The sequence below is a fragment of the Amycolatopsis sp. Hca4 genome (assembly GCF_013364075.1).
Taxonomy (GTDB): domain Bacteria; phylum Actinomycetota; class Actinomycetes; order Mycobacteriales; family Pseudonocardiaceae; genus Amycolatopsis.
Window position 1 is genome coordinate 154,992 of sequence record NZ_CP054925.1, and the last position, 23,954, is coordinate 178,945.

The following is a 23,954-nucleotide window of genomic DNA, read 5'->3' on the forward strand; positions in this document are numbered from 1 at the left end:
AACTCGGACGCGAGCGCCGCTATCGGGTGAGCCGGGAGCTTTCGCCCGTACTGACGCGGGGGCCCGGTGTTAGCGTCCGAAGTGGACACACCGGGAAGGGACAGCCGATGACCATGCCGCACGTCGTGCACGCCGGCCACGACCACGTCCACCGCGAGGGCTGCGGCCACGCGGCGGTCCCGCACGGCGACCACATCGACTACGTGCACGAGGGGCACCTGCACCGGGCGCACGACGGCCACTTCGACGAGTGCGAGATCGCCGGCCACGTCCCGCACACCGGGCACGACCACACGCACGGCGAGGGCTGCGGCCACGTGGCCGTCCCGCACGGCGAGCACGTCGACTACCTGCACGACGGCCACCGCCACGCGGTCCACGAGGACCACTACGACGACCACTGAGAGCGGCCTTGGCCTCGGACGGGAATCTGTCCACCCCCAACGTCCACCAGTGGGGGTCAGCCGAGCGGGACCACGACCGTGTCCTGACCACCGGGGAACTCGACGGCCAGGGTCAGCTCCCGGGCTTCCGCCGTCGGCCCGGGTTCGAAGGTGCGCCGGTCCACAAGCAGGCCGTTCGACCCGGTCCCGCCGCCGCCGCGGGCCCGGTACTGCGTCCCGGTGTCGTCCCACCCGCGCCACCGCACGTCCGGCCGGAAGCGGTGCCGCAAGCGGCCGGGATCGCGGTCCTCGTACTCGTGCGAGAAGGTCAGGACGACGAACGCCGACCACACCTCCAGGCTGACCAGGTCCGCCGTCACCTCGCCGACGTCGAGGGTGCGGCCCGCGAGCGAAACCACGTGCCGCAGCACGGGCTTGGGCGGCGCCTCGATCGCCTCCCGCCACTCGGGCCGCTCGGCGCCCACGCGCTCGGCCACCGGTGCGGAGACGGCCGTGGCCGAAGCCTCCGCGTGCACGACGTTGAGCCAGCCGGACCGCTGCATGGTCACGTCGAGGTCGGCGAGGATCCGGTCGGCGTCCTCCTGCGCCAGCGCCCCGGCCGCGACCAGGCCGATCGCGACGCCCCGGATCAGCCGCCGGTCGAACCCGGCCTGCCGCCCGGACTCCGGCTGCCCGCGGCCCGCGCCGAGGCCGTCGGAAATCAGCTTCTCGAGGTATCTCCGCCCGTCCATGGCGCCATTTTCCCGCCGCCGTCAACGGAAATGGACCGGCTCCCACTCCGGGAACCGGTCCGGTCCGGTGGTGACGTCGCCGAGGCAGTCGTGCAGTGCCGCCAGCAGTGCGTCCCCCGCGAGGTCGACCCCGATGAACACCAGCTCCTGCCGCGGCCCGGCCGCCACGCCCTGGGGTTCGAACCGCGCCACCGTGCCCGCCTGCGACCACAGCCCGGTCACCCCGGGCCGGGACGCCAGCGCGAAGAACCCCTTGGACCGCAGCACCGTCCCGAATTCGCCCGAATCCAGCCGCCGGGTGACGAAATCCCACAGCGCCGCCGGGTCGAACGCGCGGGAAGCGCGGAACACCACGCTGGAAATCCCGTACTCCTCGGTCTCCGGCACGTGGTCGCCGTTCAGCTCGGCCACCCAGCCCGGCGCCTGCTGAGCCCGGGCGGCGTCGTACCGGCCGGTCCCGAAGACCCGCTCCGGCGGCACCTTCCCGAAGCGGCCCGTGACGACGTCGGCGGCCGGGTTGAGCCGCCGCAGGGTCGCCACCAGCCGGTCCACCCCGGCGGGAGGCACCAGGTCCGTCTTGTTCAGCAGCAGGACGTCGGCGAACTCGACCTGGTCCACCAGCAGGTCGCTGACCGTCCGCTCGTCACCGGCGTACTGGTCCAGCCGGCGCTCCACGAGGGAGTCGCCGGCTGCCAGCTCACGGGCGAAGTTCGCCGCGTCGACCACGGTCACCATCGTGTCGAGGTGGGCGACGGCGTCCAGGAACGTGAACGTCGCCGCCACCGGCATCGGCTCGGAGATGCCGCTCGACTCGATGAGCACGTGGTCGAAGCGGCCGTCCGCGCACAGTGCCGCCACCTCCTCGAGGAGGTCCTCCCGCAGGGTGCAGCAGATGCACCCGTTGGTCAGCTCGACCAGCCGCTCCTGCGAGCGGACGAGCGCGGCGTCGATGTTGACTTCGCTCATGTCGTTGACGATCACCGCGACCCGCAGGCCCGCCCGGTTGGCGAGGATGTGGTTGAGCAGCGTCGTCTTGCCCGCGCCGAGGAAGCCGGACAGCACCGTGACCGGAACGCTCACCGCGTGTGGAAGTGCTTCATCAGCCGCCGGGGGACCAGCTGGACCTGGCCGTCGACCTTGATCGGCACCAGGTCCGGCACGGCGGCCTTCCACTGCGCCCGCCGGGAGCGGGTGTTGCTGCGGGAGGTCTTGCGCTTGGGGACGGCCATCAGCGGGCGCCTCGCTTCCCGTAGCGGCGGTGGAACTTCTCCACCTGGCCGGCGCTGTCCATGATCCGCTGGGTGCCGGTCCAGAACGGGTGCGACCACGAGCTGATGTCGACCACGACGAGCGGGTAGGTGTTCCCGTCGGACCACTCGATCGTCTTGTCGGAGGTGATGGTGGAGCGGGTGAGGAAGGCGTCGCCGGTCGACGAGTCCTTGAACACCACGGGGTGGTAGTCGGGGTGGATTCCGGTCTTCATCGTTCTTCCTTTCGGTTCGCCGCGGAGTGCCGCGCCGGGTCGGGTTCGGTGTCCTGGCACGGCTCCTCGTGCCAATCCCCGAACGGGTCGGGGTAGTGCGCCCACGCTCCGGGTCCGGCCGCGAGTTCCTCGTCGGTCAGTAGAGCGCCGCGCAGGGCCGCGTCGATCTCGTCGGGCGTTGTCTGGTCCGTCACCACGACCAGTTCCTGCGCCCGGTCGCCGTGCACCGGGTCCCAGCGCAGGGACGCCAGCGTGCGGCGTTCGGGGGAGACGTCCGTCCACTCGGGACCGTCCGGCGACGCGAGCCACGGCCCGGCGTGGCCGAGGCCGAGCCCGCCGCCCGCCGACTCGATCCAGAACGCGACGTCGGGCCGGCTGGCCACCCACGCGCGCCCGCGGGTGCGGACGACGCCGTCGAGCAGGACGTCCAGCGCGTCGTGCAGCCGCTCCGGGTGGAACGGCCGCCGCGCGGTGAAGGTGAGCAACGCGATGCCGCAGTCGGCGTGCAACGGCGGTTCGCCGCGCAGCAGGGCGCCGTGCATGTCGGTGACCTCGCCGCGCCGGGCGTCCGCCGGGACCGCGGCGAGCACACCGTCGCCGTCGGACCGGGCCAGCTCGACCCGCGGGATCGAAGGGGCCACCCGGTCGAGCACCGCGGACGCCTTGGCGGCGCTCCACGCGTCGGTGGCCGCGCCGGCCAGCACGAGGACATCGGCGAACTCCACCTGGGAGAGCGCGACCTGAGCGACCGTCCGCTCGTCCTCGGGGCTGCCCTGCAGGTTCCGGTCGGCCAGCTCGTCGTCGCCGGTCGCGTCGGCGAGCCAGGTCGCGCAGTCGACCACGGTGAGGACGGCCCGCAGGTCGACGTCCTCGCTCACCGGGTGATCGCCGACCAGGACGGTCCGGATCGCCCAGCTCACCGGCTCCGGCTCCATCGCCTCGTCGAGCCGGACGACGATCCGGGTCACGTCCGGGCGCCGGGCCAGCCGCCGCAGCAGCGGCAGGAGGTCCTCCCGCAGGGTGCAGGACACGCAGCCGTGGGCCAGTTCGAGCACGGTCAGGTCGTCGCGCTCGCCGAGCTGCAGACGGCGGCGGACGACGCCGGAGTGGATCTCGCGCAGGTCGTGGTGGACGACGGCGGTACCGGCCTCGGCCACGCGCAGCAGCTCGGCGAGCGCGGCGTTCAGCCCGGCCGCCAGACCGCTCACCAGGACGAGCGGGACGCGGGAGTGGTGGGTCACAGGGGCTCCAGGAATGCGGACGGGGTGCGGTGCGCTACAGTAACTGAAAACGACAATCACTATCAACTCGGGAGGGCCCTTGTCCGCCGTGTGCCAGGTCACCGGCCGCAAGCCGGGCTACGGCAAGCAGGTCTCGCACTCGCACCGCCATACGTCCCGCCGGTGGGAACCGAACCTGCAGAACCGTCGCTACTTCGTGCCCAGCGAGGGCCGCTGGGTGCGGCTGCGCGTGTCCGCCAAGGGCATGAAGACGATCGACAAGCGCGGCATCGAGGCCGTCGTCGCCGAGCTGAAGGCGAAGGGGGTGAAGCTGTAATGGCGAAGAGCACCGACGTCCGGCCGATCATCAAGCTGCGGTCCACCGCGGGCACCGGCTACACGTACGTCACCAAGAAGAACCGCCGCAACGACCCGGACCGGATGGTCCTGCGCAAGTACGACCCGGTCGCGCGCAAGCACGTCGAGTTCAAGGAAGAGCGCTGATGGCCAAGAAGTCGAAGATCGCGAAGAACGAGCAGCGGAAGGTGATCGCCGCCCGGTACGTCGAACGCCGCCGCGCGCTCAAGGCCGTCATCGCCTCACCGGGCTCGTCGGCCGCGGCCAAGGCGGAGGCCGTCGTCGCGCTGCAGAAGCTGCCGCGCGACGCGAGCCCGACCCGGATCCGCAACCGCGACACCGCGGACGGCCGCCCGCGCGGCTACCTGCGGAAGTTCGGGCTGTCCCGCGTCAAGATGCGGCAGGCCGCGCACAACGGCGAGCTGCCCGGCGTCGCGAAGTCGAGCTGGTGAGCCGCATGCCGAAGCCGAACCGCGACCGTCCCGCCAAGCGCAAGGTGAACCTGTTGCACGCCAGCAAGATCACCCACGTCGACTGGAAGGACGTCGACCTGCTGCGGAAGTTCGTCTCCGACCGCGGCAAGATCCGCGCCCGCCGGGTGACGGGATTGACGCCGCAGCAACAGAAACAGGTCGCCACGGCGATCAAGAACGCGCGCGAGATGGCCTTGCTGCCCTACCCCTCCGCGGGTCGCGCGCAGTAATTCGGGTGCGCGAAGCCGGGTGGCGCGCGACCATGGGCGCACGAAAGGGGGCGTCGCACGGGGATGTCCTGACATCAGGAGGTCCACGCTTGCACGCCCAGCTCACGGTCACGCCCGCCCGGCTGCCCGAGCTCCTGCTCACCACCGCCGTCGTGCGGCCGGTGTTCCTCTGGGGCGCGCCCGGGATCGGGAAGTCCTCGCTGGTGCGCGACTTCGCGGCGGCACTGGGCCTGGAGTGCGTTTCCCTGCTGGGCACCCAGCTCGCGCCCGAAGACCTGATCGGCGTCCCGCAGATCACGGGCGGCCGCAGCCGGTTCTGCCCGCCGGAGCAGATCGCCCGCGACGAGCCGTACTGCCTGTTCCTCGACGAGCTGAACGCCGCGGCGCCCGACGTCCAGAAGGCGTTCTACTCGCTCATCCTCGACCGCCGCATCGGCTCCTACGAGCTGCCGCCGGGTTCGGTCGTGATCGGGGCCGGCAACCGCGCCACCGACCAGGCGCTGGCCCGGCCGATGGCCTCGGCCCTGGTCAACCGCCTGGTGCACGTCCACCTGCGGGCCGCGCCCGGTGACTGGCTCGCCTGGGCGGCCGGCCACGGCATCCACCCGTGGGTCATCGAGTACCTCACCCAGCGTCCGGACCACCTCTGGAGCCCGCCGCCCAAGACCGAGGAGCCGTTCTCGACCCCGAGGTCCTGGCACATGCTCTCCGACCTGCTCCACTCCGCCGGCGACCCGGCCGACGACGAGACGATCGCGCTGCTCGCGTACGCGACCCTCACCCCGGCGCACGCCGGAGCGTTCCGCGCGTACCTCAAGGTCGCCCGGCACGCCTTCGACCTCGAGGCGATCCTCAAGGGTGACGCGCGCTGGCCCGCCGGACCGGCCGACCGCGACCTGCTCTACTTCCTCGCCGAGACCTTCCGCGCGCGGCTGGTCAAGGACCTGCCCGCGGACAAGCGGCACGCCTCGGCGGCCGTCCGCCAGTTCGCCTTCCGGGCCAAGAGCCTGCTTGTCGAGCTGGCCGAGATTTCGCTGGAGATGGCCCAGCTGGTCATCGCCGACGACGAAGCAGGCAACCCGCGGCTGCCGGCGTGGTTCCTGGTCGAAGCCGCCCGCGACCTGCCGCGGCTGGTGGCGGCGCGGGCATGAGCAACGCCCGCGTCGAAGCCAAGCGCCGCGAGCGCCGGAACAAGGCCATCGCCGACGGCTGGGCCGCGGTGTGCGGCAACACCGTGCTGGAGCACCTCGCGCGCGGCGCGAGCCTCAGCACGGAGAGCACCGGCGGAGGCTGGGCCGTGGTCACCGACCGCGGCGGGATCACCCCGAACCGCGCCCGGGATGCCGCACCGGGCGAGTGGGCCTGGGTGTTCGCGCACCTGCTGCTGCACCTCGGCCTCGGCCACCTCGACGACGACCGGCTGACCGAGGCCGAGGCGATCGTCCCGGACCGGGTGGTCGATCCGGTCTACGCCGCCGTGTGCTGCGTGGCCGTCCACCGGTTCGCCGAGGCCCTCCGCGTCGGGACCCCGGTGCTGGACCTGCCCGAACTCCCGGGTGCCGACGAGCTCGCCCTGACCCGCGCCTGGCGCGAAACCGGCGTTCCGGCACCGTTCGCCGACCTGGGCACCGGACGGCCGTGCCTGGTGCTCGGCGAGCCGCTGTCCCGCTGGCAGCTGCAGTACCACGGGACGCCGGCACCCTGGACCGAACGGTTCGCCCGCGGGCTGATCGCCTCGGCCACCGAGGCCATGGAACGCGCCGCCGACGCCCGCGGCCAGACCCGCCACCGGCGGGCCGTGGGGGAGTGGGACCGCGCGCTGTCCTGGTTCGTCTCGTCGTTCCCCTTGCTCGGCGCGGTGGCGGCCGGATTCACCCTGGTCGTCGACGCCGAAGTCGTCCGCGCCTGGGACATCGCCCTGGCCGCGGTCGACGCCGAGCACGGCGAGATCTACGTCAACCCGAGCGCGGCACTGACCGCCGAGGAGTGGCGGTTCGTGCTGGCCCACGAGATGCTGCACGCCGCGCTGCGGCACGACCGCCGCGCGCTGGGCCGCGACCCGTACCTGTGGAATGTCGCCTGCGACTACGTCATCAACGGCTGGCTCGTCTCGATGGGCGTCGGCGAGCTGCCCCACGGCAGCCTGCACGACCAGCAGCTCACCGGGATGTCGGCCGAGTCGGTGTACGACACGCTGACGACGGACATCCGCCGTGCCCGCAAGCTGGTGACCCTGGGCGCGCGCGAGGCCGGGGACGTGCTGGGCGACTGGCTGTCCGAACCGGACGCGGTGCAGCGCCGGGCGTCGAAGCGGAACTCGCGGCCGATGCCGTGGGGTGACCGCGTCCACGGCGTCGACCTCGACGAGTTCTACCGCCGGGCGCTCACCCAGGGCCTGGAGTACCACCACGCCCGGGGCCGCGGCCTGCTGCCGGCCGGGCTGGAACAGGAGATCCGGGCCCTGGACCACCCGCCGCTGCCGTGGGACGCGCAGCTGGCCCGCTGGTTCGACGAGCACGTGCGGGTGGAGCTGCCGGTGCGCAGCTACGCGCGGGCGTCCCGCCGCCAGGCGGCGACCCCGGACATCCCGCGCCCGGGCCGCGTCCGCCCGGAACGCCTCGATCGGCGCGTCACCTTCGGCGTCGTGCTGGACACGTCCGGGTCGATGAACGCCGAGCTGCTCGGCAAGGCACTGGGCGCGATCGCGTCCTACGCGCTGGCCCGGGACGTGCCGGCGGCGCGGGTGGTGTTCTGCGACGCCGTCGCCTACGACGCCGGGTACCTGGCGGTGGAGGACATCGCGGGCCGGGTCAAGGTGCGGGGGCGCGGAGGGACGATCCTGCAGCCCGGCGTCGACCTGCTGCAGCGGGCGGCCGACTTCCCGGCGGACGGGCCGATCCTGATCATCACCGACGCGTACTGCGACCACGTCCGGCCGCGCCGCGAGCACGCCTACCTGGTGCCGCGGGGTGCGCGGCTGCCGTTCGCGGCCCGCGGGCCGGTGTTCCGGGTGGCGTGACCCACGCTGGGCTGGCGAAGGGCCCGCTCGCCAATAAACTCCCGCGCATGGACGACCCGCACTACCTCTCCGGCCTCCAGCTCACCGGCCGCCGCGTCGTGATGTTCGGCGGCGGCAGCGTGGCCCAACGACGGCTGCCCCGGCTGATCGCGGCGGGCGCCCGCGTCGAACTGGTGTCGCCGCACACGACGCCGTCGGTGCAGGGGATGGTGGACGCGGGCGAGCTCGTCTGGCACGAACGCCGTTATGCTCCCGGTGATCTCAAGGACGCCTGGTACGCCCTGGCCTGCACGGACGACCCGGCGGTGAACGCGGAGATCTGCGCCGAAGCCGAGCGGGAGCGGGTGTTCTGCGTCCGCGCCGACGAAGGCGAGTCCGGTTCGGCGGTCACCCCGGCGTCCGGCCGCCACGGCGGCCTGCTGTTCGGCGTCCTGTCCGGCGGCGAGCCGCTGCGCTCGGCGGCGGTCCGCGACTCGATGCTCGACGGCCTGCACAACGGCACGATCGAAGACGGCCGCCAGCCCCACCCGGAGGGCACCCTGCCGGGGGTGGCGCTGGTCGGCGGCGGCCCGGGCGACCCGGAACTGATCACCGTCCGCGGCCGGCGCCTGCTGGCGCGCGCGGACGTCGTCGTGGCCGACCGGCTGGCGCCCCGCGAGCTGCTCGACGAGCTCGCGCCGGAGGTCGAGATCGTCGACGCGGCGAAGATCCCGTACGGCCGCGCGGCCAGCCAGGAGGTCATCAACAGCACGCTGATCGAGCGCGCCAAGGAGGGCAAGTTCGTCGTCCGCCTCAAGGGCGGCGACCCGTACCTGTTCGGCCGCGGCTTCGAGGAGGTGCTCGCCTGCGTCGAGGCCGGCGTCCCGGTGACGATGGTCCCCGGCATCACCAGCGCGTTCGCCGTCCCGGCGGTGGCGGACGTCCCGGTCACCCACCGCGGCGTCGCGCACGAGGTGGTGGTGGTCTCCGGCCACGTCGCCCCCGGCGACGACCGCTCCCTGGTCGACTGGGACCTGCTGGCCCGGATGACGGGCACGATCGTGCTGATGATGGGCGTCGAGCGGCTCCCGCAGTTCGCCAAGGCCCTCCTGGACGGCGGCCGCCCCGCCGCCACCCCGGTGGCGATCATCGAGGACGGCACCATGCGCACCCAGCGCACCCTCCGGTCCACATTGGACACAGTGGTCACCGACGCGGCGGCCTCGGGCGTCCGCCGCCGGCGGTGATCGTGATCGGCCCGGTCGCCGGCCTCGCCCCCGCGTAATCGGGCCCGTGACTCGCGTGATCGAAGCCGGAACACGTGTGATTGAAGCCGGAACTCGCGAGTTCCGTCTCCAATCACGCGACTTACGTATCCGATCACGCGAAATCCGGGTTTGATCACGCGAGTTCCGGGGAGCGGGCGGCGGCGAGGACGGCGTCGGCGACTTCGGGGAGGGGGCGGGTGGCGTCGATGATCGCGGCGCCGGGGTGGACGCAGGCGTTGTCCGCGAGGGCGGCCGCCAGCTCCTCCGGGTGCTTGCCGAAGCTGTTCGACGTGCGGGTCCGGAGCCGGTGGCGGAGGGTGTCCTCGTCGATCACCAGGCAGATCACCAGGTCGAACAGGTCCCGCACGTCCTCGTGGTTCTCCGGGCAGCCGCAGAAGAACACGATCTCGCCCGCCGCCCGGGCCGCCAGGGCCTCGACCTTGGCGCGGTTGATCCGCCATCCGTAGCGGTCGAGCCAGCCCGCCGGCACCGGGTCGGGCGGGACGGTGACCACCTGCCCGGTCGTCCGGTCGGCCCAGTGGTGGTAGCCCCTCGTTGTCCGCGTCGACCGCGAGCTCGCCCCGCTCCTTCAGCACCGGGCAGACCGCCGACTTGCCCGCTCCGGCGTTGCCGGTCACCCACACCAACGGCATGTCAGTCTTCGTAGCAGCTCGCGGCGAAATCGCGGATCGCGTCCGAGAGGCGGCTCGGGTCGAACCTCAGCTCGACCGGGCTGCGGGCCTGGACGAACTCCGCGTCCGGCATGTCGACCGCCAGGGTGTCCGCGTCGCCGAAGGGGTGGATCGGGTCGCCCTGGTGACCGATCACCAGTGCCCGGGTGCTGATCTTGCGGCGGACCGCCTTCGGCGGCGCGATCCGGCCGAACAGCACCCCGTGCAGCAGGGCCGCCATCGGGGCCGGGCGCTGGGAGAGCGTGTCCGTGACGACGTCGACCCACTGGTTGCCGTGCGGGACGACCGAGGCCGCCAGCGCCACCGCCTGCACCGTGAAGGGCAGGAACCGGGCCGCCATCAGCAGCGGGGCGAAGGTGACCAGCCCGGCCACGATCGCGTTGTCCAGCACCGGCATCTCGACGATCAGCCCGCGCGTCCGCGACGGCGCCAGCACCGCCACTTCCAGCGAGACGTTCGCCCCCAGGGACGTCCCGCCGACCACGGCCGACTCGACCTCGAGGTGGTCCAGCAGGGCCAGGGTCTGCTCGGCGAAGGACGGCATCGAATAGAGCCACGACTCGGTCGGCCGGTCGGAGTCGCCGTGGCCGAGCAGGTCGAGGGTGATCACCCGGAAGCCCGCGCGGGCCAGCCGGCGCGCCAGCGGCGCGTGCATCCGGCGGGTCAGCATGATGCCGTGGGTGAGGACGACGACCTTGTCGCCGCTGCCGAACTCGGTGTACCAGAGCCGGTGGCCCTCGTGGTCGAACGAACCGGTCAGTTCGATCGGCCGGGAGGCCCGCCGGGCGGGGGCGGACGGAGGTCCGGTCTCGATCGCGGTCGCGCTGGCCGGGCTCATGTCCCACCGTCCTCCCCGTGTCGGCGTCGATTCTTCCAGGAAAGCATCCCCCGACGGGGTTGGCACAGCGGCGTGCCGCTCCGATCACACAGTGACATGAGGGGCAATTGACACCGTGCCAATGGCGGGTCGTCGCGGGCATGGGTCAAGATGACCCCCATGACCGCTACTGCTGACAGTCTGCCCGACCTGGTGTCCCTCAAGGTCGACATCGACGGCTCCGTGGCCGAAGTGACGCTCCTCGGCCCGTCGAAGGGCAACGCGATGGGCCCGGACTTCTGGCGCGAGCTGCCCCTGGTCTTCCGCGCGCTGGACGCCGACCCGCAGGTCAGGGCGGTCGTGCTGACCGGCAGCGGCCGGCACTTCTCCTACGGCCTCGACCTGCCCGCGATGATGGGCGACTGGGCGCCGATGCTCGGCGGCGAGAACCTGGCCGGCCCGCGGACGGCGTTCCTCGACCAGGTCCGGTCCCTGCAGGCGGCGGTCAGCTCGATCGCGGAATGCCGCAAACCGGTCGTCGCGGCCGTCTCCGGCTGGTGCATCGGCGGCGGGGTCGACGTCGTCGCGGCCGCCGACGTCCGGCTGGCCAGCGCCGACGCCAAGTTCAGCGTCCGCGAGGTGCGCGTCGCCATCGTCGCCGACCTCGGCAGCCTGCAGCGGCTGGCCCCGATCATCGGCGAGGGGCACCTGCGGGAGCTCGCCCTCACCGGCAAGGACATCGACGCCGCCCGCGCCGAGAAGATCGGCCTGGTCAACGACGTCTACCCGGACCAGGACACGCTGCTGAAGGCCGCGCGCGAACTCGCCGGGGAGATCGCTGCGAACCCGCCGCTGGTGGTGCAGGGTACGAAGCAGGTACTGGCGGCGAACACCGAGCGCCAGGTCGCCGACGGCCTCCGGTACGTCGCCGCCTGGAACTCGGCGTTCCTGCCCAGCAAGGACCTCGGCGAGGCGGTCCAGGCCTTCCTGGAGCGCCGCCCGCCGGAGTTCAAGGGCGAGTAGGAGGAGAGGCAGCGTGTCCGCTTCGGAGGTCCACCACGCGTTCCGCGTCGCGCGGGACTACCTGCAGGCCCACCGCGAGGACTACGAGACGGCGTACCGCGAGTTCGCCTGGCCGGAGTTCGACGAGTTCAACTGGGCGATCGACTGGTTCGACGTCGTCGCGCACGACCCGGCCAACGCGCAGCGGTACGCGCTCTGGATCGTCGAGGAGGACGGCCGCGAGAACCGCTGGACGTTCCCCGAGATGTCCGCCCGGTCCAACCAGGTGGCGAACTGGCTGCGCTCGCTCGGCGTCCGCCGCGGCGACCGGCTGATCCTCATGCTCGGCAACCAGGGCGAGCTGTGGGAGACGATCCTCGCCGCGATCAAGCTCGGCGCGGTGATCATCCCGGCGTCCACGCTGCTCGGGCCGGCCGACCTGACCGACCGGGTCGAGCGCGGCGCGGCGAAGCACGTCGTCGTCCGCTCGGTGGACGCCCCGAAGTTCGACGGCGTCGAGGGCGGCTACACGCGGATCGCGGTGGGGGAGCCGGTCGAGGGCTGGCACCCGTACTCGGCCGCGTTCGCCGAGTCCCCGGAGTTCGCCCCGGACGGCCCGACGAAGGCCGCCGACCCGCTGCTGCTCTACTTCACCTCCGGCACCACGGCGAAGCCGAAGCTCGTGCAGCACACGCACGTCTCCTACCCGGTCGGCCACCTCTCCACGATGTACTGGATCGGCCTGGAACCCGGCGACGTCCACCTGAACATCTCCTCGCCCGGCTGGGCGAAGCACGCCTGGAGCAACTTCTTCGCCCCGTGGAACGCCGAGGCGACGGTGTTCCTCTACAACTACAACCGGTTCGACGCCGGCGCCCTGATGGCGCAGATGGACCGCTGCGGCGTCACGAGCTTCTGCGCGCCGCCGACGGTGTGGCGGATGCTCATCCAGGCCGACCTGACCGCACTGACGGCACCGCCGAAGAAGGTCGTCGGGGCGGGGGAGCCGCTCAACCCCGAGGTGATCGACCAGGTGCGGAAGGCATGGGGCGTCACCATCCGCGACGGCTTCGGCCAGACCGAAAGCAGCGTCCAGATCGCCAACACGCCCGGCCAGGACGTCGTGCCGGGCTCGATGGGCCGCCCGCTGCCCGGCTTCGTGGTGGCGCTGGTCGACCCGGTCAGCGGCGAACGCGCGACGGAGGGCGAGATCTGCCTCGACCTCGCGCACCGGCCGGTCGGCCTGATGACCGGGTACGCCGACGACGACGAGCGGACGTCGGCGGCCTTCGCCGGCGGCTTCTACCACACCGGTGACGTGGGCTCGATCGACGAACGCGGGTACATCACCTACGTCGGGCGCACCGACGACGTGTTCAAAGCCTCGGACTACCGGATCTCGCCGTTCGAGCTGGAGAGCGTCCTGATCGAGCACGAGGCGGTGGCCGAGGCGGCGGTCGTCCCGGCCCCCGACCCGATCCGGCTCGCGGTGCCCAAGGCCTACGTCGTGCTGGCGGCCGGGTTCTCACCCGATGCGGAGACCGCGCGGTCGATCCTGGCGTACTGCCGCGAGCACCTGGCGCCGTACAAGCGCATCCGGCGGCTGGAGTTCGCGGAGCTGCCGAAGACGATCTCCGGCAAGATCCGCCGCGTCGAGCTGCGGGGCCGCGAGAGCGACCCGAAGCGCGGCCAGGGGACGGAGTACCGCGAGGAGGACTTCCCGGACCTCAAGTCCTGAGCGTCAGCCGCGGGTGCCCTCGACCTGGCGGCCGTCCTCGGTCGAACAGGCGGTCACCGGGTCGTTCGGGCCGCTGCCGCAAGTCCAGTCGTCCAGGACGACCGGGCCGGGGCCGTCGGCGTCGTTCGCCTCGGCCGGCGTCAGCTTCGCGAAGTAGTCCCGGAGCAGCTTCGTCGCGGCGGCGCAGTCGACTTTGCCGTGCGCGACGACCGCCGTCTTCGCGCCGCCCGTCCCGGTGACGTCGCCGCACGGCACGCCCGGCGCGGTGGACCCGGCCGCCGCGGCCGCGGCCGGGACGGGACCGGCGGAGGGGACGGTGCGGTGGGCGCCGGGTCGCTGCCGCAGCCGGCCAGCGCGGCGGCCGCGGCGACGAGCAGCAGGGGGTACGCGAGAGTCTTCATGGGCCCTTCAGGAGCGGATCGGAACGGGACTCACTCGGACGGCACGACGGCGGCGAAGACCGTCTGCTCGCCCTTGGTGCAGGTGGTGCCGCCCTGGGCGGCGGGCGGCCCGGAGGTGCACAGCCAGCCGTCGACGGTCTCGTTCACCGCGTCGTTCGAGCCGGCGCCCTGGCGGCCGGCGATCTTGCGGTGGAAGTCGCCGACCAGCTTCGTCGCGGCGACGCAGCTGACCCCGGCGGAGCCGCTGTCGAAGACGTACAGCGTCAGCCCGCTGGCGGCGGTGACGGTGCCGCACGACCCGGGCACTGACGGCGGCGGCCCGGACGGCCGGGTCGCCGGGGCAGGCGCGGACTCGCTGCCGGTGCCGCCGGGCGGAGGCGGCGGGGTGGCGGCCGAGGTCGTCACGGACGGTGCCGTGGTCGCGGGCGGCGGAGCCGGGGGAGCCTGCGCGGCGGGATCACCGGAGCAGGCGGTGAGCACGGGCAGGGCGAGGCAGGCCGCGAGCCACGTCCTCGTGGTGGTCGGGTGGGGCACCGCGATCCTTCCTCCCCGCCGGGCCGGCCGGTCGTCCTGGTCCTGCGGGCGAGGTGCGCCCACGGGTGTGCCGGAGATTACAACAGCGGCCGGGCGGCCCGGTCCGGTGGCCGCCGAAATGATGTCCACAATGGACGATTAACATTCCGTTCACGCTCCGAAACCTCCCGCTGTCATCAAGAATCGATCGGTCTAATTCGCCCCGCGACGGTTAACAATCCGGCCGCGCGCGCCGAAGATCTTGGTGGAGGCCGAAGGGCTTCCCGTCCCCCGAACCCGTCCCGAATCCGTGAGAGCGATGAACGCCGACGCTGTGACCAGTACCGAAGACCCCTCCAGTCCGCCGACCGTCCCGAGCACCGTCGTGTGGTGCTGCGGCCGCCCGTACGTCCTCGAAGGACGAGCCGGCCGAGCCCGCTGGATGGGCACCGACTACCGCGGCCGCCCCGAGTCGCTCACCAGCGCCGAGCTGCAGCGGCGCGGCTGGAGCCACCGCCGCGCGAGCTGAGCGTGACGCCGGGCCGCGCCGATGGGGTGGCCCGGCTGCACCACCCGGGACGCCCGGCGGCCGCCACCCGCCGCCGGGAGGCCCGTCCTGCCGCGCCAGAAGGCCGCTGGGGATCTCCTCTTCGCCCCGCCGAATCCGGCGCCCGCCGGCGCACCCGGCCGCCGATCAGCCCCGAGCCGCCGCCATGCGCCTGCGTCCCACCGCCGCGTACCCGCCCGTCCCGGCCGGTCCGCGTCGTGACCGGCCCACCGGCCCGCCCGGCACCACCGGGCGACCGCACCCCCGACCGCTGTTTAATGGCCCCGTGAGCACAGCCGCCCCCGAACCCGCCGCTCAGGCCGCCGAACCGTCACTGTGGCGGCAGGCCTTGAACGTCCCCAACATCCTCTCCCTGCTGCGGCTGGCCGGGGTGCCCGTCTTCCTCTGGCTGCTGCTCGGCCCCCGGGAGGACGGCTGGGCGCTGGCCCTGCTCGTCTTCAGCGCGCTGACCGACTGGCTCGACGGCAAGCTCGCCCGCTGGCTCAACCAGATGTCGCGGCTCGGGCAGCTGCTCGACCCCGCCGCCGACCGGCTCTACATCCTCGCCACCCTGATCGCCTTCCTCGTCCGGGACATCATCCCGTGGTGGGTCGTCGTGCCGCTGGTGCTGCGGGAGGCCGTGCTCGGCGTCTGCGTCGTCACCCTGCGCCGCCGGGGCTTCGCGCCGCCCGAGGTCACCTACATCGGGAAGGGGGCCACCTTCGTCCTGATGTACGCCTTCCCGTTCCTGCTGCTCGCGCAGGGTGGCTCGGACGTCGCCGCGGTCGCGCGGCCGATCGGGTACGCCTTCACCATCTGGGGCGCCGTCCTCTACGTCTGGTCGGGCGTCCTCTACGTCGTCCAGGCGCGCAACGCCCTGCGCGGCGAACCCGCGGAGTGAGCTTCCGCCGGGCCGTGGCGGGCGGCTGGGCCGTGTGGGTGTAAGACTTCGCGCAACACTTCCAGTGAGGGCATGAAAGGGGACCGGCGTTGTCCGCTCCTGAAGAGCTTCGCTACACCGAGGAACACGAGTGGGTCGCCACCCGTGGCGAGGACACCCTCGTGCGCGTCGGCATCACCGAGTACGCGCAGGACCAGCTCGGCGACGTCGTGTTCGTCGACCTGCCCGACGTCGGCAGGCAGGTGAGCGCGGGCGACGTCTTCGGCGAGGTCGAGTCGACCAAGAGTGTCTCCGAGCTGTTCGCGCCGGTCGACGGGGAGGTCGTCGCGGTCAACGACGCCGTCGCCGACTCGCCCGAGCTCATCAACAGCGACCCCTACGGCGAGGGCTGGCTGATCGAGATCCGGCTCGACGACCCGGCGGGCCTGGAAGCCCTGCTCGAAGCCGAGGCGTACGACGCGCTGACCAAGGGCTGAAGCCCGCTCCGCCGGTTCGGGGAGCCGGGGCTCGGAGAATCGATCAGGCACGGTACGTTGGCAGCTACACGTTCTTGAGTACTGGCAACACAGCATGTGTGGAGGAGAGCTCAGGTGAGCACGAACGACGGGCCCGGCGGTGTTCCCCCGGAGCAGTCTCCGGAGCGGACCTCTGTCTTCCGGGCCGACTTCCTGGCCGAAGCCGAAGGTCGCGAGCCCGCCCCGGAAGCCCCGGTCCAGGGTGTCGACGCGCTGCCCCCGGGTTCGGCGCTGCTGGTCGTGAAGCGCGGCCCGAACGCCGGTTCGCGGTTCCTGCTCGACCGCGACACCACCAGCGCCGGGCGGCACCCGGACAGCGATATCTTCCTCGACGACGTCACGGTCTCCCGCCGGCACGCCGAGTTCCGGCGTGAGGGCGGCGAGTTCGTCGTCATCGACGTCGGCAGCCTCAACGGCACCTACGTCAACCGCGAGCCGGTCGACCAGGCCGTCCTCGCCGGCGGCGACGAGGTGCAGATCGGGAAGTTCCGCCTGGTCTTCCTGACCGGCCCGGGGCACGGGGGCCAGGGGGCGCAGTGACGGCGGCCGGGCGGCCACAGAACCACGGACTGAGCATCGGGGCGGTTCTCGCGCAGCTGCGCGGCGACTTCCCCGATGTCACCATCTCCAAGATCCGGTTCCTCGAAGCGGAAGGCCTGGTGCAACCGGGCCGCACCCCTTCGGGTTACCGGCAGTTCGCCGCGGCGGACGTGGAGCGACTGAGGTTCGTCCTGGCCGCCCAGCGGGACCACTACCTCCCGTTGAAGGTCATCAAGGAACAGCTGGACGCGGCGGACTCGGGTGCCGGGCCCACCGCGGCCCTGCCCCGGCCGCCGCGGCGGCTGGTGCCCATCGACGCACCGGCGGAGAACGTCGGCCTGCCGGTGGCGGACGACTTCACCGTGGGCAAGGAGCTGCGCCTGACCCGCGAGGAGCTCCTGGAACAGGCCGGCATCGACGCGCCGGCGCTGGCCGAGCTGCAGCAGTACGGCCTGGTCCGGCCCGGTCCCGCGGGGTTCTTCGACCCGGACGCGGTGCTGGTCGCGCGGACGGTGAAGGCGATGACCGAATTCGGGATCGAACCGAGACACCTGCGTGCTTTCCGCGCCGCGGCCGACCGCGAGGTCGGGCTGCTGGAGCAGATCGTGACGCCGGTGTACCGGCACCGCGACCCGGAGGCCAAGTCCCGCGCCGACGAGGTCGTGCGGGAGCTCGCGGCACTGTCCGTGACCCTGCACACGCTCCTCGTGAAGGCGGGAATCCGCGGCGTCGCGGGGTGTTGATCGATAACGGGGCAGTGAGATCCTCTTTGCGGTCCCATGTCAATGACTGAATGTTCGGCACCGCATGCCGTACCGTGAAGGCACGGGTTTGCGGCAGGCGAACCGAGAGAGTCCGGACAGCGAGCACAGCGCACGGATGACGGGTAGCGTCGGGAGTATGGGCGTGAAGCCGGTTCAGCGCTGCAGCCCGTGTGCACGAGAGGGAGGCGAAGCCCGATGAGCGAAATGCGCGTCGTCGGTGTGCGGGTCGAGCTGCCCGCGAATCAGCCGATCTTGCTGCTGCGGGAAACCGAGGGTGAACGGTACCTGCCGATCTGGATCGGCTCGGTCGAAGCCACCGCCATCGCCTTGGAGCAACAAGGGGTCCGCCCCGCCCGCCCGCTCACGCATGACCTGCTGAAAGAGGTCATCGGAGCGCTCGGCCGGGAGCTCGAGCAGGTCGTCATCACCGACCTCAAGGAAGGCACGTTCTTCGCGGAGCTGGTCTTCGACGGCGACATCCGGGTGTCCGCCCGGCCGAGCGACTCGGTCGCGCTGGCCCTGCGGATCGGCGTCCCCATCCACGCCGTGGATTCGGTGCTGGAGGAAGCCGGCCTCATCATCCCGGACGAGCAGGAAGACGAAGTCGAGAAGTTCCGCGAGTTCCTCGACTCGGTTTCCCCGGAAGATTTCCGCGGCGCGGACACCTGATTCCTCGCCGGAAGGCGCGGAGCTTGGACTCGGGGCGCGGCCCCGGAACCCGCGTCCTCCCGCAGTACGGCGTTTCCCTTGCCTTGACGCGGACGTCAACGTCTAGCGTCGAAGCATGCGGATCGGAGAACTGGCGCAGCGCACGGGTGTCACCACCCGTGCGCTGCGGTTTTACGAGGCCCAAGGCCTCCTCGCGGCCCGTCGCTCGGCGAACGGCTACCGCGAATACGACGAGGACGACCTGCAGCTGGTCCAGGAGATCCAGACCCTGCAGACGGTCGGCCTCACCCTCGAGGAGACCCGCCCGTTCGTCGAGTGCCTGCGCAGCGGCCACGAGACCGGCGACTCCTGCCTGAGCTCCATCGAGGTCTACCGCCGCAAGCTGGAAGAAGCCGACGCTCTTCTCGCCCGGCTCGGCGGCATCCGCGCGGAACTGGCCGCGAAGCTCGCCGGCGCGCTGGCCCGCCAGGCGCCCGATCCGTGTGTCGTGCCCGATTCCCCGCGCCCCTGAGGAGCCCCGCCATGTCCGAAAACGCCACAGTCACCGAAGTCACCGACGCGACCTTCGCCGAGGTCCTGGACAGCGACGTCCCCGTGCTCGTCGAGTTCTGGGCCACCTGGTGCGGCCCGTGCCGGATGGTCGGCCCGGTGCTGCAGCAGCTGGCCGCCGAGCGGGACGGCCGCCTCGCCGTCCGGAAGATCAACGCCGACGAGAACCCCGAGACCACCCGGTCCTACCAGGTCATGTCGCTGCCGACGATGATCCTCTTCCGCGGCGGCGAGCCGGTCGAGACGATCGTCGGCGCGTTCCCGAAGGCCCGCATCGAAGAGCGGCTCGACCGGGTCCTCACGGTGCCGTCGCTTTGACGAAGGTGTCCGCCACCTCGCGCCCGTACCGTTCGAGGTCCAGCGCGGGGTCGGCGGCGTAGGCCGCGGCGACGCCGTCGATGGCCTGCGCGATCGACATCGCCATCACCTCCGGCGTGAACTCGCCGAAGGCGCCCTCGGCCTGGCCCTGCCGCAGCTGGCGGGCCAGTCCGTGCACGCGCATGTCGTCGACCAGCACCTTCGTCATCACCCAGCCGTCGACGTCGTCGGCGTTGGCCGCGAGCTCGCTCAGCGCCCGGACGCACTCGGGGTAGGCGCGCAGGAACGCCACCGACGTCTCGATGTGTGCCCGCAGGTAGCCGGGCCGGTCGGCCGGGTCCAGGCCGCCGCCGGTCCGCTCGGTGAGGAACTCGTTCTTCGTCTCGACGACCGTGCTCAGCACGGCCTGCATCAGGCCGGCCTTGTTCGTGAAGTGGTAGGAGATCAACCGCGTGCTGCTGAGCCCGGCGCGTTCCTTGATCTTGGCGAAGGTGGTCCGGCGGTAGCCGAGGTCGGCCAGGACGCCGATGGTGGCGCCGATGATCTGCGCCCGGCGGGCGGCCTCGGTGACGCTGAGGCCCATCTCCGCCATGAGGTCGGGGTTTACTTGCATGAGTAAAAAGTTACTCGGCTGAGTAAAACGAGTCAAGCGGGTTTGGCTCACGCCGTAGGGGGTACGGCGAACGGCTCAAAGGCGCAGCCGACCGCCTCGGCTTGCCGCGCGTCGCGTTGACCGGCACTGTCCGGGCGCTTACCGTCGAAGAAGAGAAATTGCCACGGTGTGATTAACGGTCTGGGGCCGGATCGTGGCGGTTGATCTCCGGCGGGTCCCGCTCCTGGGACTCCTCCGGCTGTCATTCGCCGGCCGCCAGGTCGGGCGAGGGGAGGCTTGCGTGGTCGAGGCTGGTTCCGAGAAGCAGCCTGTCGAGGTCGCGACTGGTGAGCAGGGGGAACTGTTCCCCGACAACTCGCTGCCCGACGAGCTGGTGGGGTACCGCGGTCCGGCGGCGTGCCAGATCGCCGGCATCACCTACCGCCAGCTCGACTACTGGGCCCGCACCAAGCTGGTCGCGCCCAGCATCCGCACCGCGCACGGCTCCGGCTCGCAGCGGCTGTACTCCTTCAAGGACATCCTCGTCCTCAAGGTCGTCAAGCGGCTCCTGGACACCGGGGTCTCGCTCCAGAACATCCGCGTCGCCGTCGACCACCTGCGCGTCCGCGGCGTCCGCGACCTGGCCCGGGTGACGCTGTTCTCCGACGGCACCACGGTCTACGAATGCACCTCGCCCGAGGAGATCGTCGACCTGCTCCAGGGCGGCCAGGGCGTCTTCGGTATTGCGGTCAGCGGCGCGATGCAGGAAATCAGCGGCACGATCCACGAGTTCCCGGCCGAACGCGCCGACGGCGGCATCGTCGAGACGCACGAACCGGACGAACTCACCCAGCGCCGCAACGCCCGCAAGACCGGGTGATCACCGCTGCGGCGGACGGAGTAAGGTTCCCCCTGCGGTCGACGAATCCGCGCGGGAGAGTCCGAGCCACACCTTGAGCTCGGCGCCGAAGGAGCAAGTCCTCCCCGGAACCTCTCAGGCACCCTGGACCGCGCGGACGAGACGCCTCTGGAAAGCGGGTCGTCAGGACACAGCCTGATGGCCCCGCCGACGGTGCAAGCCCGGCTCAACCTGCGGGCGAAACTCTCAGGCGCCCCGTTGGGGTCAGACAGAGCGGGGAGGTTCCTCCGGGGTGGGGTGAAGCGCGTTCGCGAAGAGCGTTCGCCCGGCCCCTCCGGAGTGTCTTGTGGGGGTGCAACCCCCACACCCCGCCCAGCGGGCTCCGCCCCCGGCCCCCTGCCGTGGTCGCCTCCCGCTCGTCCGTCCGTTCCAGAGTCGGTCGAGTACCGCCCCGCTGTCCCCAGGAGGCCATCGTGGATCCGTCACTCGCCTCCCTCGAACAGGGCGTTCCCTTCGCCGACCGGCACCTCGGGCCCGGTCCGGACGACCTGGCGCACATCCTCGACGTCATCGGCGTCGCTTCGCTCGACGAACTCGCCGAACGGGCCGTTCCCGCGTCGCTGCGGGAGTCCGCCGAGCCGCTCGAACTGCCGCCGCCCGCTTCCGAAGCCCAAGCGCTCGCCGAACTGCGGGAGCTGGCCGGGCGGAACCGGCCGATGGCGCAGATGATCGGGCTCGGCTACCACGACACCGTCACCCCGCCCGTCATCCGGCGGAACGTCCTCGAGAACCCCGCCTGGTACACCGCCTACACGCCCTACCAGCCGGAACTCTCCCAGGGACGGCTCGAAGCGCTGCTCAACTTCCAGACCGTGGTCGCGGACCTCACCGGGTTGCCCGTCGCCAACGCCTCCCTGCTCGACGAAGCCACCGCGGCCGCCGAGGCGATGACGCTGGTGCGCCGGGCCGGGCGCACGACGTCCAGCCGGTTCGTCGTCGACCAGGACACCCTCCCGCAGACCCTCGCCGTGCTCCGGACCCGTGCCGAACCGCTCGGCATCGAACTCGTCGTCGAGGACCTCTCCCAAGGGCTGACCGGCCTCGGGCTCGGCGGCGACTTCTTCGGCGTGCTCCTGTCCTACCCCGGTGCCTCCGGCGCCGTCCGCGAACTCGACCTGACCATCGCCGACGCCAAGAAGTCCGGCGCCGCGGTGATCGTCGCCGCCGACCCGCTCGCCCTCACCCTGCTCAGATCACCCGGCGAGCTCGGCGCCGACGTCGCCGTCGGGTCGACGCAGCGGTTCGGCGTCCCGCTCGGCTTCGGCGGCCCGCACGCCGCCTACCTCGCCGTCCGCCAGGGCCTCGAACGGCAGCTGCCCGGCCGGCTGGTCGGCGTCTCGCGGGACGCCGACGGCACGCCCGCGTACCGGCTCGCCCTGCAGACCCGCGAGCAGCACATCCGCCGCGAGAAGGCGACCTCGAACATCTGCACCGCCCAGGTGCTGCTCGCGGTGCTGGCGTCGATGTACGCGATCTACCACGGCCCCGACGGGCTGCGCCGGATCGCGCTGCGCGCCCACCGCATGGCCACCGTGCTGGCGGCGGGTCTCTGCGAAGGCGGCATCGACGTCGTGCACGGCGAGTTCTTCGACACCGTCGTCGCGGCCGTGCCCGGGCGCGCGGCGACGGTCGTCGCGGCGGCCCGCGACCTCGGCGTGAACCTGCGCGAGGTCGACGACGACCACGTCGGCATCGCCTGCGACGAGACCACCACCCGCGAGCGGCTTTCCTGCGTGTGGAAGGCGTTCGGCGTCTCGGTGTCCGATGTGGACGGCCTGGACGCGGACACCGCCGACGCGCTCCCGGGCCCGCTGCGGCGCACCGGCGAGTACCTCACCCACCCGGTGTTCCACGCGCACCGCTCGGAAACCGCCATGCTGCGCTACCTCCGGCAGCTGGCGGACAAGGACGTGGCGCTCGACCGCAGCATGATCCCGCTCGGCTCGTGCACCATGAAGCTCAACGCCACCGCCGAAATGGAGCCCGTCACCTGGCCGGAGTTCGCCGGCCTGCACCCGTTCGCGCCCGCCGAAGACGCCGCCGGGCTCCTCGAAGTGGTCGCCGGCCTGAGCGCCTGGCTCGCGCGGATCACCGGCTACGACGCGGTTTCCCTGCAGCCCAACGCCGGCAGCCAAGGCGAGCTCGCGGGCCTGCTCGCGATCCGGGCCTACCACCGCTCCCGCGGCGAGCACGCGCGCGACGTCTGCCTGATCCCGGCCAGCGCGCACGGCACCAACGCGGCCAGCGCGGTGATGGCGGGCATGCGCGTGGCCGTCGTCCGCTGCGACGAGGCCGGCAACATCGACCTCGCGCACCTGCGGTCCACAGTGGACGAGCACCGGGCTGGCCTCGCCGCGATCATGCTCACCTACCCCTCGACGCACGGCGTCTACGAAGACACCGTCGGCGAGGTCTGCGCGGCGGTGCACGACGCGGGCGGGCAGGTGTACGTCGACGGCGCCAACCTCAACGCGCTGATCGGCGTCGCCCAGTACGGCCGCTTCGGCGCCGACGTCTCGCACCTCAACCTGCACAAGACGTTCTGCATCCCGCACGGCGGCGGCGGGCCCGGCGTCGGCCCGATCGGCGTCCGCGCGCACCTGGCGCCGTTCCTGCCGAACCACCCGCTGCAGCCGGCGGCCGGCCCGGCCACCGGCGTCGGCCCGGTCAGCGCGGCGCCGTGGGGGAGCGCGTCGATCCTGCCGATTTCGTGGGCCTACATCCGGATGATGGGCGCCGAGGGGCTCCGCCGGGCCACCCTCGTCGCCGTGGCCACCGCGAACTACGTCGCCCGCCGCCTCGCCGGCCACTACCCCGTGCTTTACGCGGGCCGTGAAGGGCTCGTCGCGCACGAATGCATCCTCGACCTGCGGCCGCTGACGAAGGCCACCGGCGTCACGGTCGACGACGTCGCCAAGCGGCTGGCGGACTACGGCCTGCACGCGCCCACGATGTCGTTCCCGGTCGCGGGCACGCTGATGGTGGAGCCGACCGAGAGCGAGGACCTCGCCGAACTCGACCGGTTCTGCGCGGCGATGATCGCGATCCGCGGGGAGATCGACCGCGTCGCGGCGGGGGAGTGGCCGCTCGAGGACTCGCCGCTGCGGCAGGCCCCGCACACCGCCCGCTGCGTCGCGGGCGAGTGGGACCGGCCCTACAGCCGCGAGACGGCGGTGTTCCCGGCGGGGCCGTCCGCGGCGAAGATCTGGCCGCCGGTCCGCCGCATCGACGGCGCCGCCGGCGACCGGAACCTGGTCTGCTCCTGCCCGCCGCCGGAGGCCTTCGCCTGAGCGAGTCGTCGCGCGGGCGCACA

General features: G+C 72.2%; 29 protein-coding genes, 1 pseudogene and 1 riboswitch. Of the genes and pseudogenes, 20 read left to right on the forward strand and 10 right to left on the reverse strand.

The annotated features are described in order from the left end of the window. Positions 1-107: 107 nt before the first annotated feature. On the forward strand, positions 108-404 hold the full coding sequence (locus tag HUT10_RS00670) for a hypothetical protein (RefSeq protein WP_176169395.1): 297 nt from the start codon (positions 108-110) through the stop codon (positions 402-404). Positions 405-460: 56 nt separating this feature from the next. Here the strand turns inward: HUT10_RS00670 and HUT10_RS00675 are convergent, their stop codons facing one another. Genes HUT10_RS00675 through HUT10_RS00695 form a run of 5 tightly spaced genes read right to left on the reverse strand, consistent with a single transcriptional unit; the run spans position 461 to position 3,859 of the window. Continuing rightward, positions 461-1,135 carry a hypothetical protein gene (locus tag HUT10_RS00675; RefSeq protein WP_176169396.1) on the reverse strand — a complete coding sequence of 225 codons (675 nt, stop codon included), beginning with the start codon at positions 1,133-1,135 and terminating at the stop codon, positions 461-463. Positions 1,136-1,156: 21 nt separating this feature from the next. Then, a complete protein-coding gene (locus HUT10_RS00680) occupies positions 1,157-2,215 on the reverse strand; it encodes a GTP-binding protein (protein WP_176169397.1) in 1,059 nt (352 codons plus the stop codon). Beyond that, on the reverse strand, positions 2,212-2,364 hold the full coding sequence (gene rpmF, locus HUT10_RS00685; RefSeq protein ID WP_176169398.1) for a 50S ribosomal protein L32: 153 nt from the start codon (positions 2,362-2,364) through the stop codon (positions 2,212-2,214). Before rpmF ends, HUT10_RS00680 begins: the two co-directional genes overlap by 4 nt. Continuing rightward, positions 2,364-2,618, reverse strand: a complete 255-nt coding sequence (locus tag HUT10_RS00690) for a type B 50S ribosomal protein L31 (RefSeq protein ID WP_176169399.1) — start codon at positions 2,616-2,618, stop codon at positions 2,364-2,366. The genes rpmF and HUT10_RS00690 overlap by 1 nt, the downstream gene beginning before the upstream one ends. Next, entirely contained in the window at positions 2,615-3,859 is a 1,245-nt protein-coding gene (locus tag HUT10_RS00695) for a GTP-binding protein (RefSeq protein WP_176169400.1), read from the reverse strand. The genes HUT10_RS00690 and HUT10_RS00695 overlap by 4 nt, the downstream gene beginning before the upstream one ends. 79 nt (positions 3,860-3,938) lie before the next feature. Here HUT10_RS00695 and rpmB point away from each other — a divergent pair, with 79 nt between their 5' ends. The 7 genes and pseudogenes from rpmB (at position 3,939) to cobA (ending at position 9,181) form a co-directional block, all read left to right on the forward strand. Next, positions 3,939-4,175: a 50S ribosomal protein L28 gene (gene rpmB / locus HUT10_RS00700; RefSeq protein WP_176169401.1), complete on the forward strand. Its 237-nt coding sequence runs from the start codon at positions 3,939-3,941 to the stop codon at positions 4,173-4,175. Then, positions 4,175-4,342, forward strand: a complete 168-nt coding sequence (gene rpmG / locus HUT10_RS00705) for a 50S ribosomal protein L33 (protein ID WP_003091682.1) — start codon at positions 4,175-4,177, stop codon at positions 4,340-4,342. The genes rpmB and rpmG overlap by 1 nt, the downstream gene beginning before the upstream one ends. Then, positions 4,342-4,647, forward strand: a complete 306-nt coding sequence (rpsN, locus tag HUT10_RS00710) for a 30S ribosomal protein S14 (protein ID WP_176169402.1) — start codon at positions 4,342-4,344, stop codon at positions 4,645-4,647. Before rpmG ends, rpsN begins: the two co-directional genes overlap by 1 nt. Beyond that, positions 4,644-4,898 (forward strand): 30S ribosomal protein S18, encoded by a 255-nt coding sequence (gene rpsR, locus HUT10_RS00715; RefSeq protein WP_176169403.1) that lies wholly within the window; start codon positions 4,644-4,646, stop codon positions 4,896-4,898. Before rpsN ends, rpsR begins: the two co-directional genes overlap by 4 nt. A gap of 89 nt (positions 4,899-4,987) precedes the next feature. Continuing rightward, positions 4,988-6,049: an AAA family ATPase gene (locus HUT10_RS00720; RefSeq protein ID WP_176169404.1), complete on the forward strand. Its 1,062-nt coding sequence runs from the start codon at positions 4,988-4,990 to the stop codon at positions 6,047-6,049. Continuing rightward, positions 6,046-7,917: a hypothetical protein gene (locus HUT10_RS00725; RefSeq protein WP_176169405.1), complete on the forward strand. Its 1,872-nt coding sequence runs from the start codon at positions 6,046-6,048 to the stop codon at positions 7,915-7,917. Before HUT10_RS00720 ends, HUT10_RS00725 begins: the two co-directional genes overlap by 4 nt. A 47-nt stretch (positions 7,918-7,964) precedes the next feature. Then, positions 7,965-9,181: pseudogene (gene cobA, locus HUT10_RS00730) on the forward strand (uroporphyrinogen-III C-methyltransferase). A 116-nt stretch (positions 9,182-9,297) separates the two neighbouring features. Here cobA and HUT10_RS00735 read toward each other — a convergent pair. Beyond that, positions 9,298-9,678 (reverse strand): hypothetical protein, encoded by a 381-nt coding sequence (locus HUT10_RS00735; RefSeq protein ID WP_176169406.1) that lies wholly within the window; start codon positions 9,676-9,678, stop codon positions 9,298-9,300. Between the two features lie 140 nt (positions 9,679-9,818). Then, on the reverse strand, positions 9,819-10,694 hold the full coding sequence (locus tag HUT10_RS00740; RefSeq protein WP_176169407.1) for an alpha/beta fold hydrolase: 876 nt from the start codon (positions 10,692-10,694) through the stop codon (positions 9,819-9,821). 159 nt (positions 10,695-10,853) lie between these two features. Between HUT10_RS00740 and HUT10_RS00745 the strand changes: the two genes are divergently transcribed. Next, a complete protein-coding gene (locus HUT10_RS00745; RefSeq protein ID WP_176169408.1) occupies positions 10,854-11,696 on the forward strand; it encodes a crotonase/enoyl-CoA hydratase family protein in 843 nt (280 codons plus the stop codon). A gap of 13 nt (positions 11,697-11,709) precedes the next feature. Beyond that, positions 11,710-13,413, forward strand: coding sequence for an AMP-binding protein (locus tag HUT10_RS00750; RefSeq protein ID WP_176169409.1), 1,704 nt, complete (start codon positions 11,710-11,712; stop codon positions 13,411-13,413). A gap of 3 nt (positions 13,414-13,416) precedes the next feature. On the opposite strand, the gene HUT10_RS50280 is transcribed toward HUT10_RS00750, so the two are convergent. Both HUT10_RS50280 and HUT10_RS00760 read right to left on the reverse strand, forming a co-directional pair. Further along, positions 13,417-13,668, reverse strand: coding sequence for a hypothetical protein (locus HUT10_RS50280; protein ID WP_254896597.1), 252 nt, complete (start codon positions 13,666-13,668; stop codon positions 13,417-13,419). Between the two features lie 176 nt (positions 13,669-13,844). Next, a complete protein-coding gene (locus HUT10_RS00760) occupies positions 13,845-14,348 on the reverse strand; it encodes a hypothetical protein (protein WP_176169410.1) in 504 nt (167 codons plus the stop codon). A gap of 298 nt (positions 14,349-14,646) precedes the next feature. On the opposite strand from HUT10_RS00760, the gene HUT10_RS00765 reads away from it, so the two are divergent. From HUT10_RS00765 to trxA, 8 genes are all read left to right on the forward strand, one after another. Further along, positions 14,647-14,856 carry a hypothetical protein gene (locus HUT10_RS00765; RefSeq protein WP_033260629.1) on the forward strand — a complete coding sequence of 70 codons (210 nt, stop codon included), beginning with the start codon at positions 14,647-14,649 and terminating at the stop codon, positions 14,854-14,856. A 304-nt stretch (positions 14,857-15,160) separates the two neighbouring features. Further along, a complete protein-coding gene (locus HUT10_RS00770; protein ID WP_176169411.1) occupies positions 15,161-15,775 on the forward strand; it encodes a CDP-alcohol phosphatidyltransferase family protein in 615 nt (204 codons plus the stop codon). Positions 15,776-15,864: 89 nt separating this feature from the next. Next, complete coding sequence (gene gcvH, locus HUT10_RS00775) at positions 15,865-16,251, forward strand: glycine cleavage system protein GcvH (protein WP_013226819.1); 387 nt, start codon at positions 15,865-15,867, stop codon at positions 16,249-16,251. A 114-nt stretch (positions 16,252-16,365) separates the two neighbouring features. Continuing rightward, positions 16,366-16,830, forward strand: a complete 465-nt coding sequence (gene garA, locus HUT10_RS00780; RefSeq protein WP_004559567.1) for a glycogen accumulation regulator GarA — start codon at positions 16,366-16,368, stop codon at positions 16,828-16,830. Further along, entirely contained in the window at positions 16,827-17,573 is a 747-nt protein-coding gene (locus HUT10_RS00785) for a MerR family transcriptional regulator (protein WP_217709532.1), read from the forward strand. The genes garA and HUT10_RS00785 overlap by 4 nt, the downstream gene beginning before the upstream one ends. A 216-nt stretch (positions 17,574-17,789) precedes the next feature. Further along, entirely contained in the window at positions 17,790-18,263 is a 474-nt protein-coding gene (locus tag HUT10_RS00790; RefSeq protein WP_004559569.1) for a bifunctional nuclease family protein, read from the forward strand. A 115-nt stretch (positions 18,264-18,378) separates the two neighbouring features. Next, a complete protein-coding gene (locus HUT10_RS00795; RefSeq protein WP_176169412.1) occupies positions 18,379-18,774 on the forward strand; it encodes a MerR family transcriptional regulator in 396 nt (131 codons plus the stop codon). An 11-nt stretch (positions 18,775-18,785) separates the two neighbouring features. Further along, the gene (trxA, locus tag HUT10_RS00800) at positions 18,786-19,130 is read left to right on the forward strand and encodes a thioredoxin (protein ID WP_176169413.1); all 345 of its coding nucleotides are present in this window, start codon (positions 18,786-18,788) and stop codon (positions 19,128-19,130) included. Here the strand turns inward: trxA and HUT10_RS00805 are convergent. Continuing rightward, the gene (locus HUT10_RS00805; RefSeq protein WP_254896598.1) at positions 19,111-19,743 is read right to left on the reverse strand and encodes a TetR/AcrR family transcriptional regulator; all 633 of its coding nucleotides are present in this window, start codon (positions 19,741-19,743) and stop codon (positions 19,111-19,113) included. The two genes, trxA and HUT10_RS00805, sit on opposite strands and share 20 nt — an antisense overlap. Before the next feature lie 280 nt (positions 19,744-20,023). Here HUT10_RS00805 and HUT10_RS00810 point away from each other — a divergent pair, with 280 nt between their 5' ends. Together HUT10_RS00810 and gcvP are read left to right on the forward strand one after the other, a co-directional pair. Beyond that, positions 20,024-20,602, forward strand: a complete 579-nt coding sequence (locus tag HUT10_RS00810) for a MerR family transcriptional regulator (RefSeq protein ID WP_033260631.1) — start codon at positions 20,024-20,026, stop codon at positions 20,600-20,602. Positions 20,603-20,644: 42 nt separating this feature from the next. Further along, positions 20,645-20,743, forward strand: a riboswitch (glycine riboswitch). A 311-nt stretch (positions 20,744-21,054) separates the two neighbouring features. Beyond that, positions 21,055-23,931 carry an aminomethyl-transferring glycine dehydrogenase gene (gene gcvP, locus HUT10_RS00815; RefSeq protein WP_176169414.1) on the forward strand — a complete coding sequence of 959 codons (2,877 nt, stop codon included), beginning with the start codon at positions 21,055-21,057 and terminating at the stop codon, positions 23,929-23,931. Positions 23,932-23,954: the final 23 nt, after the last annotated feature.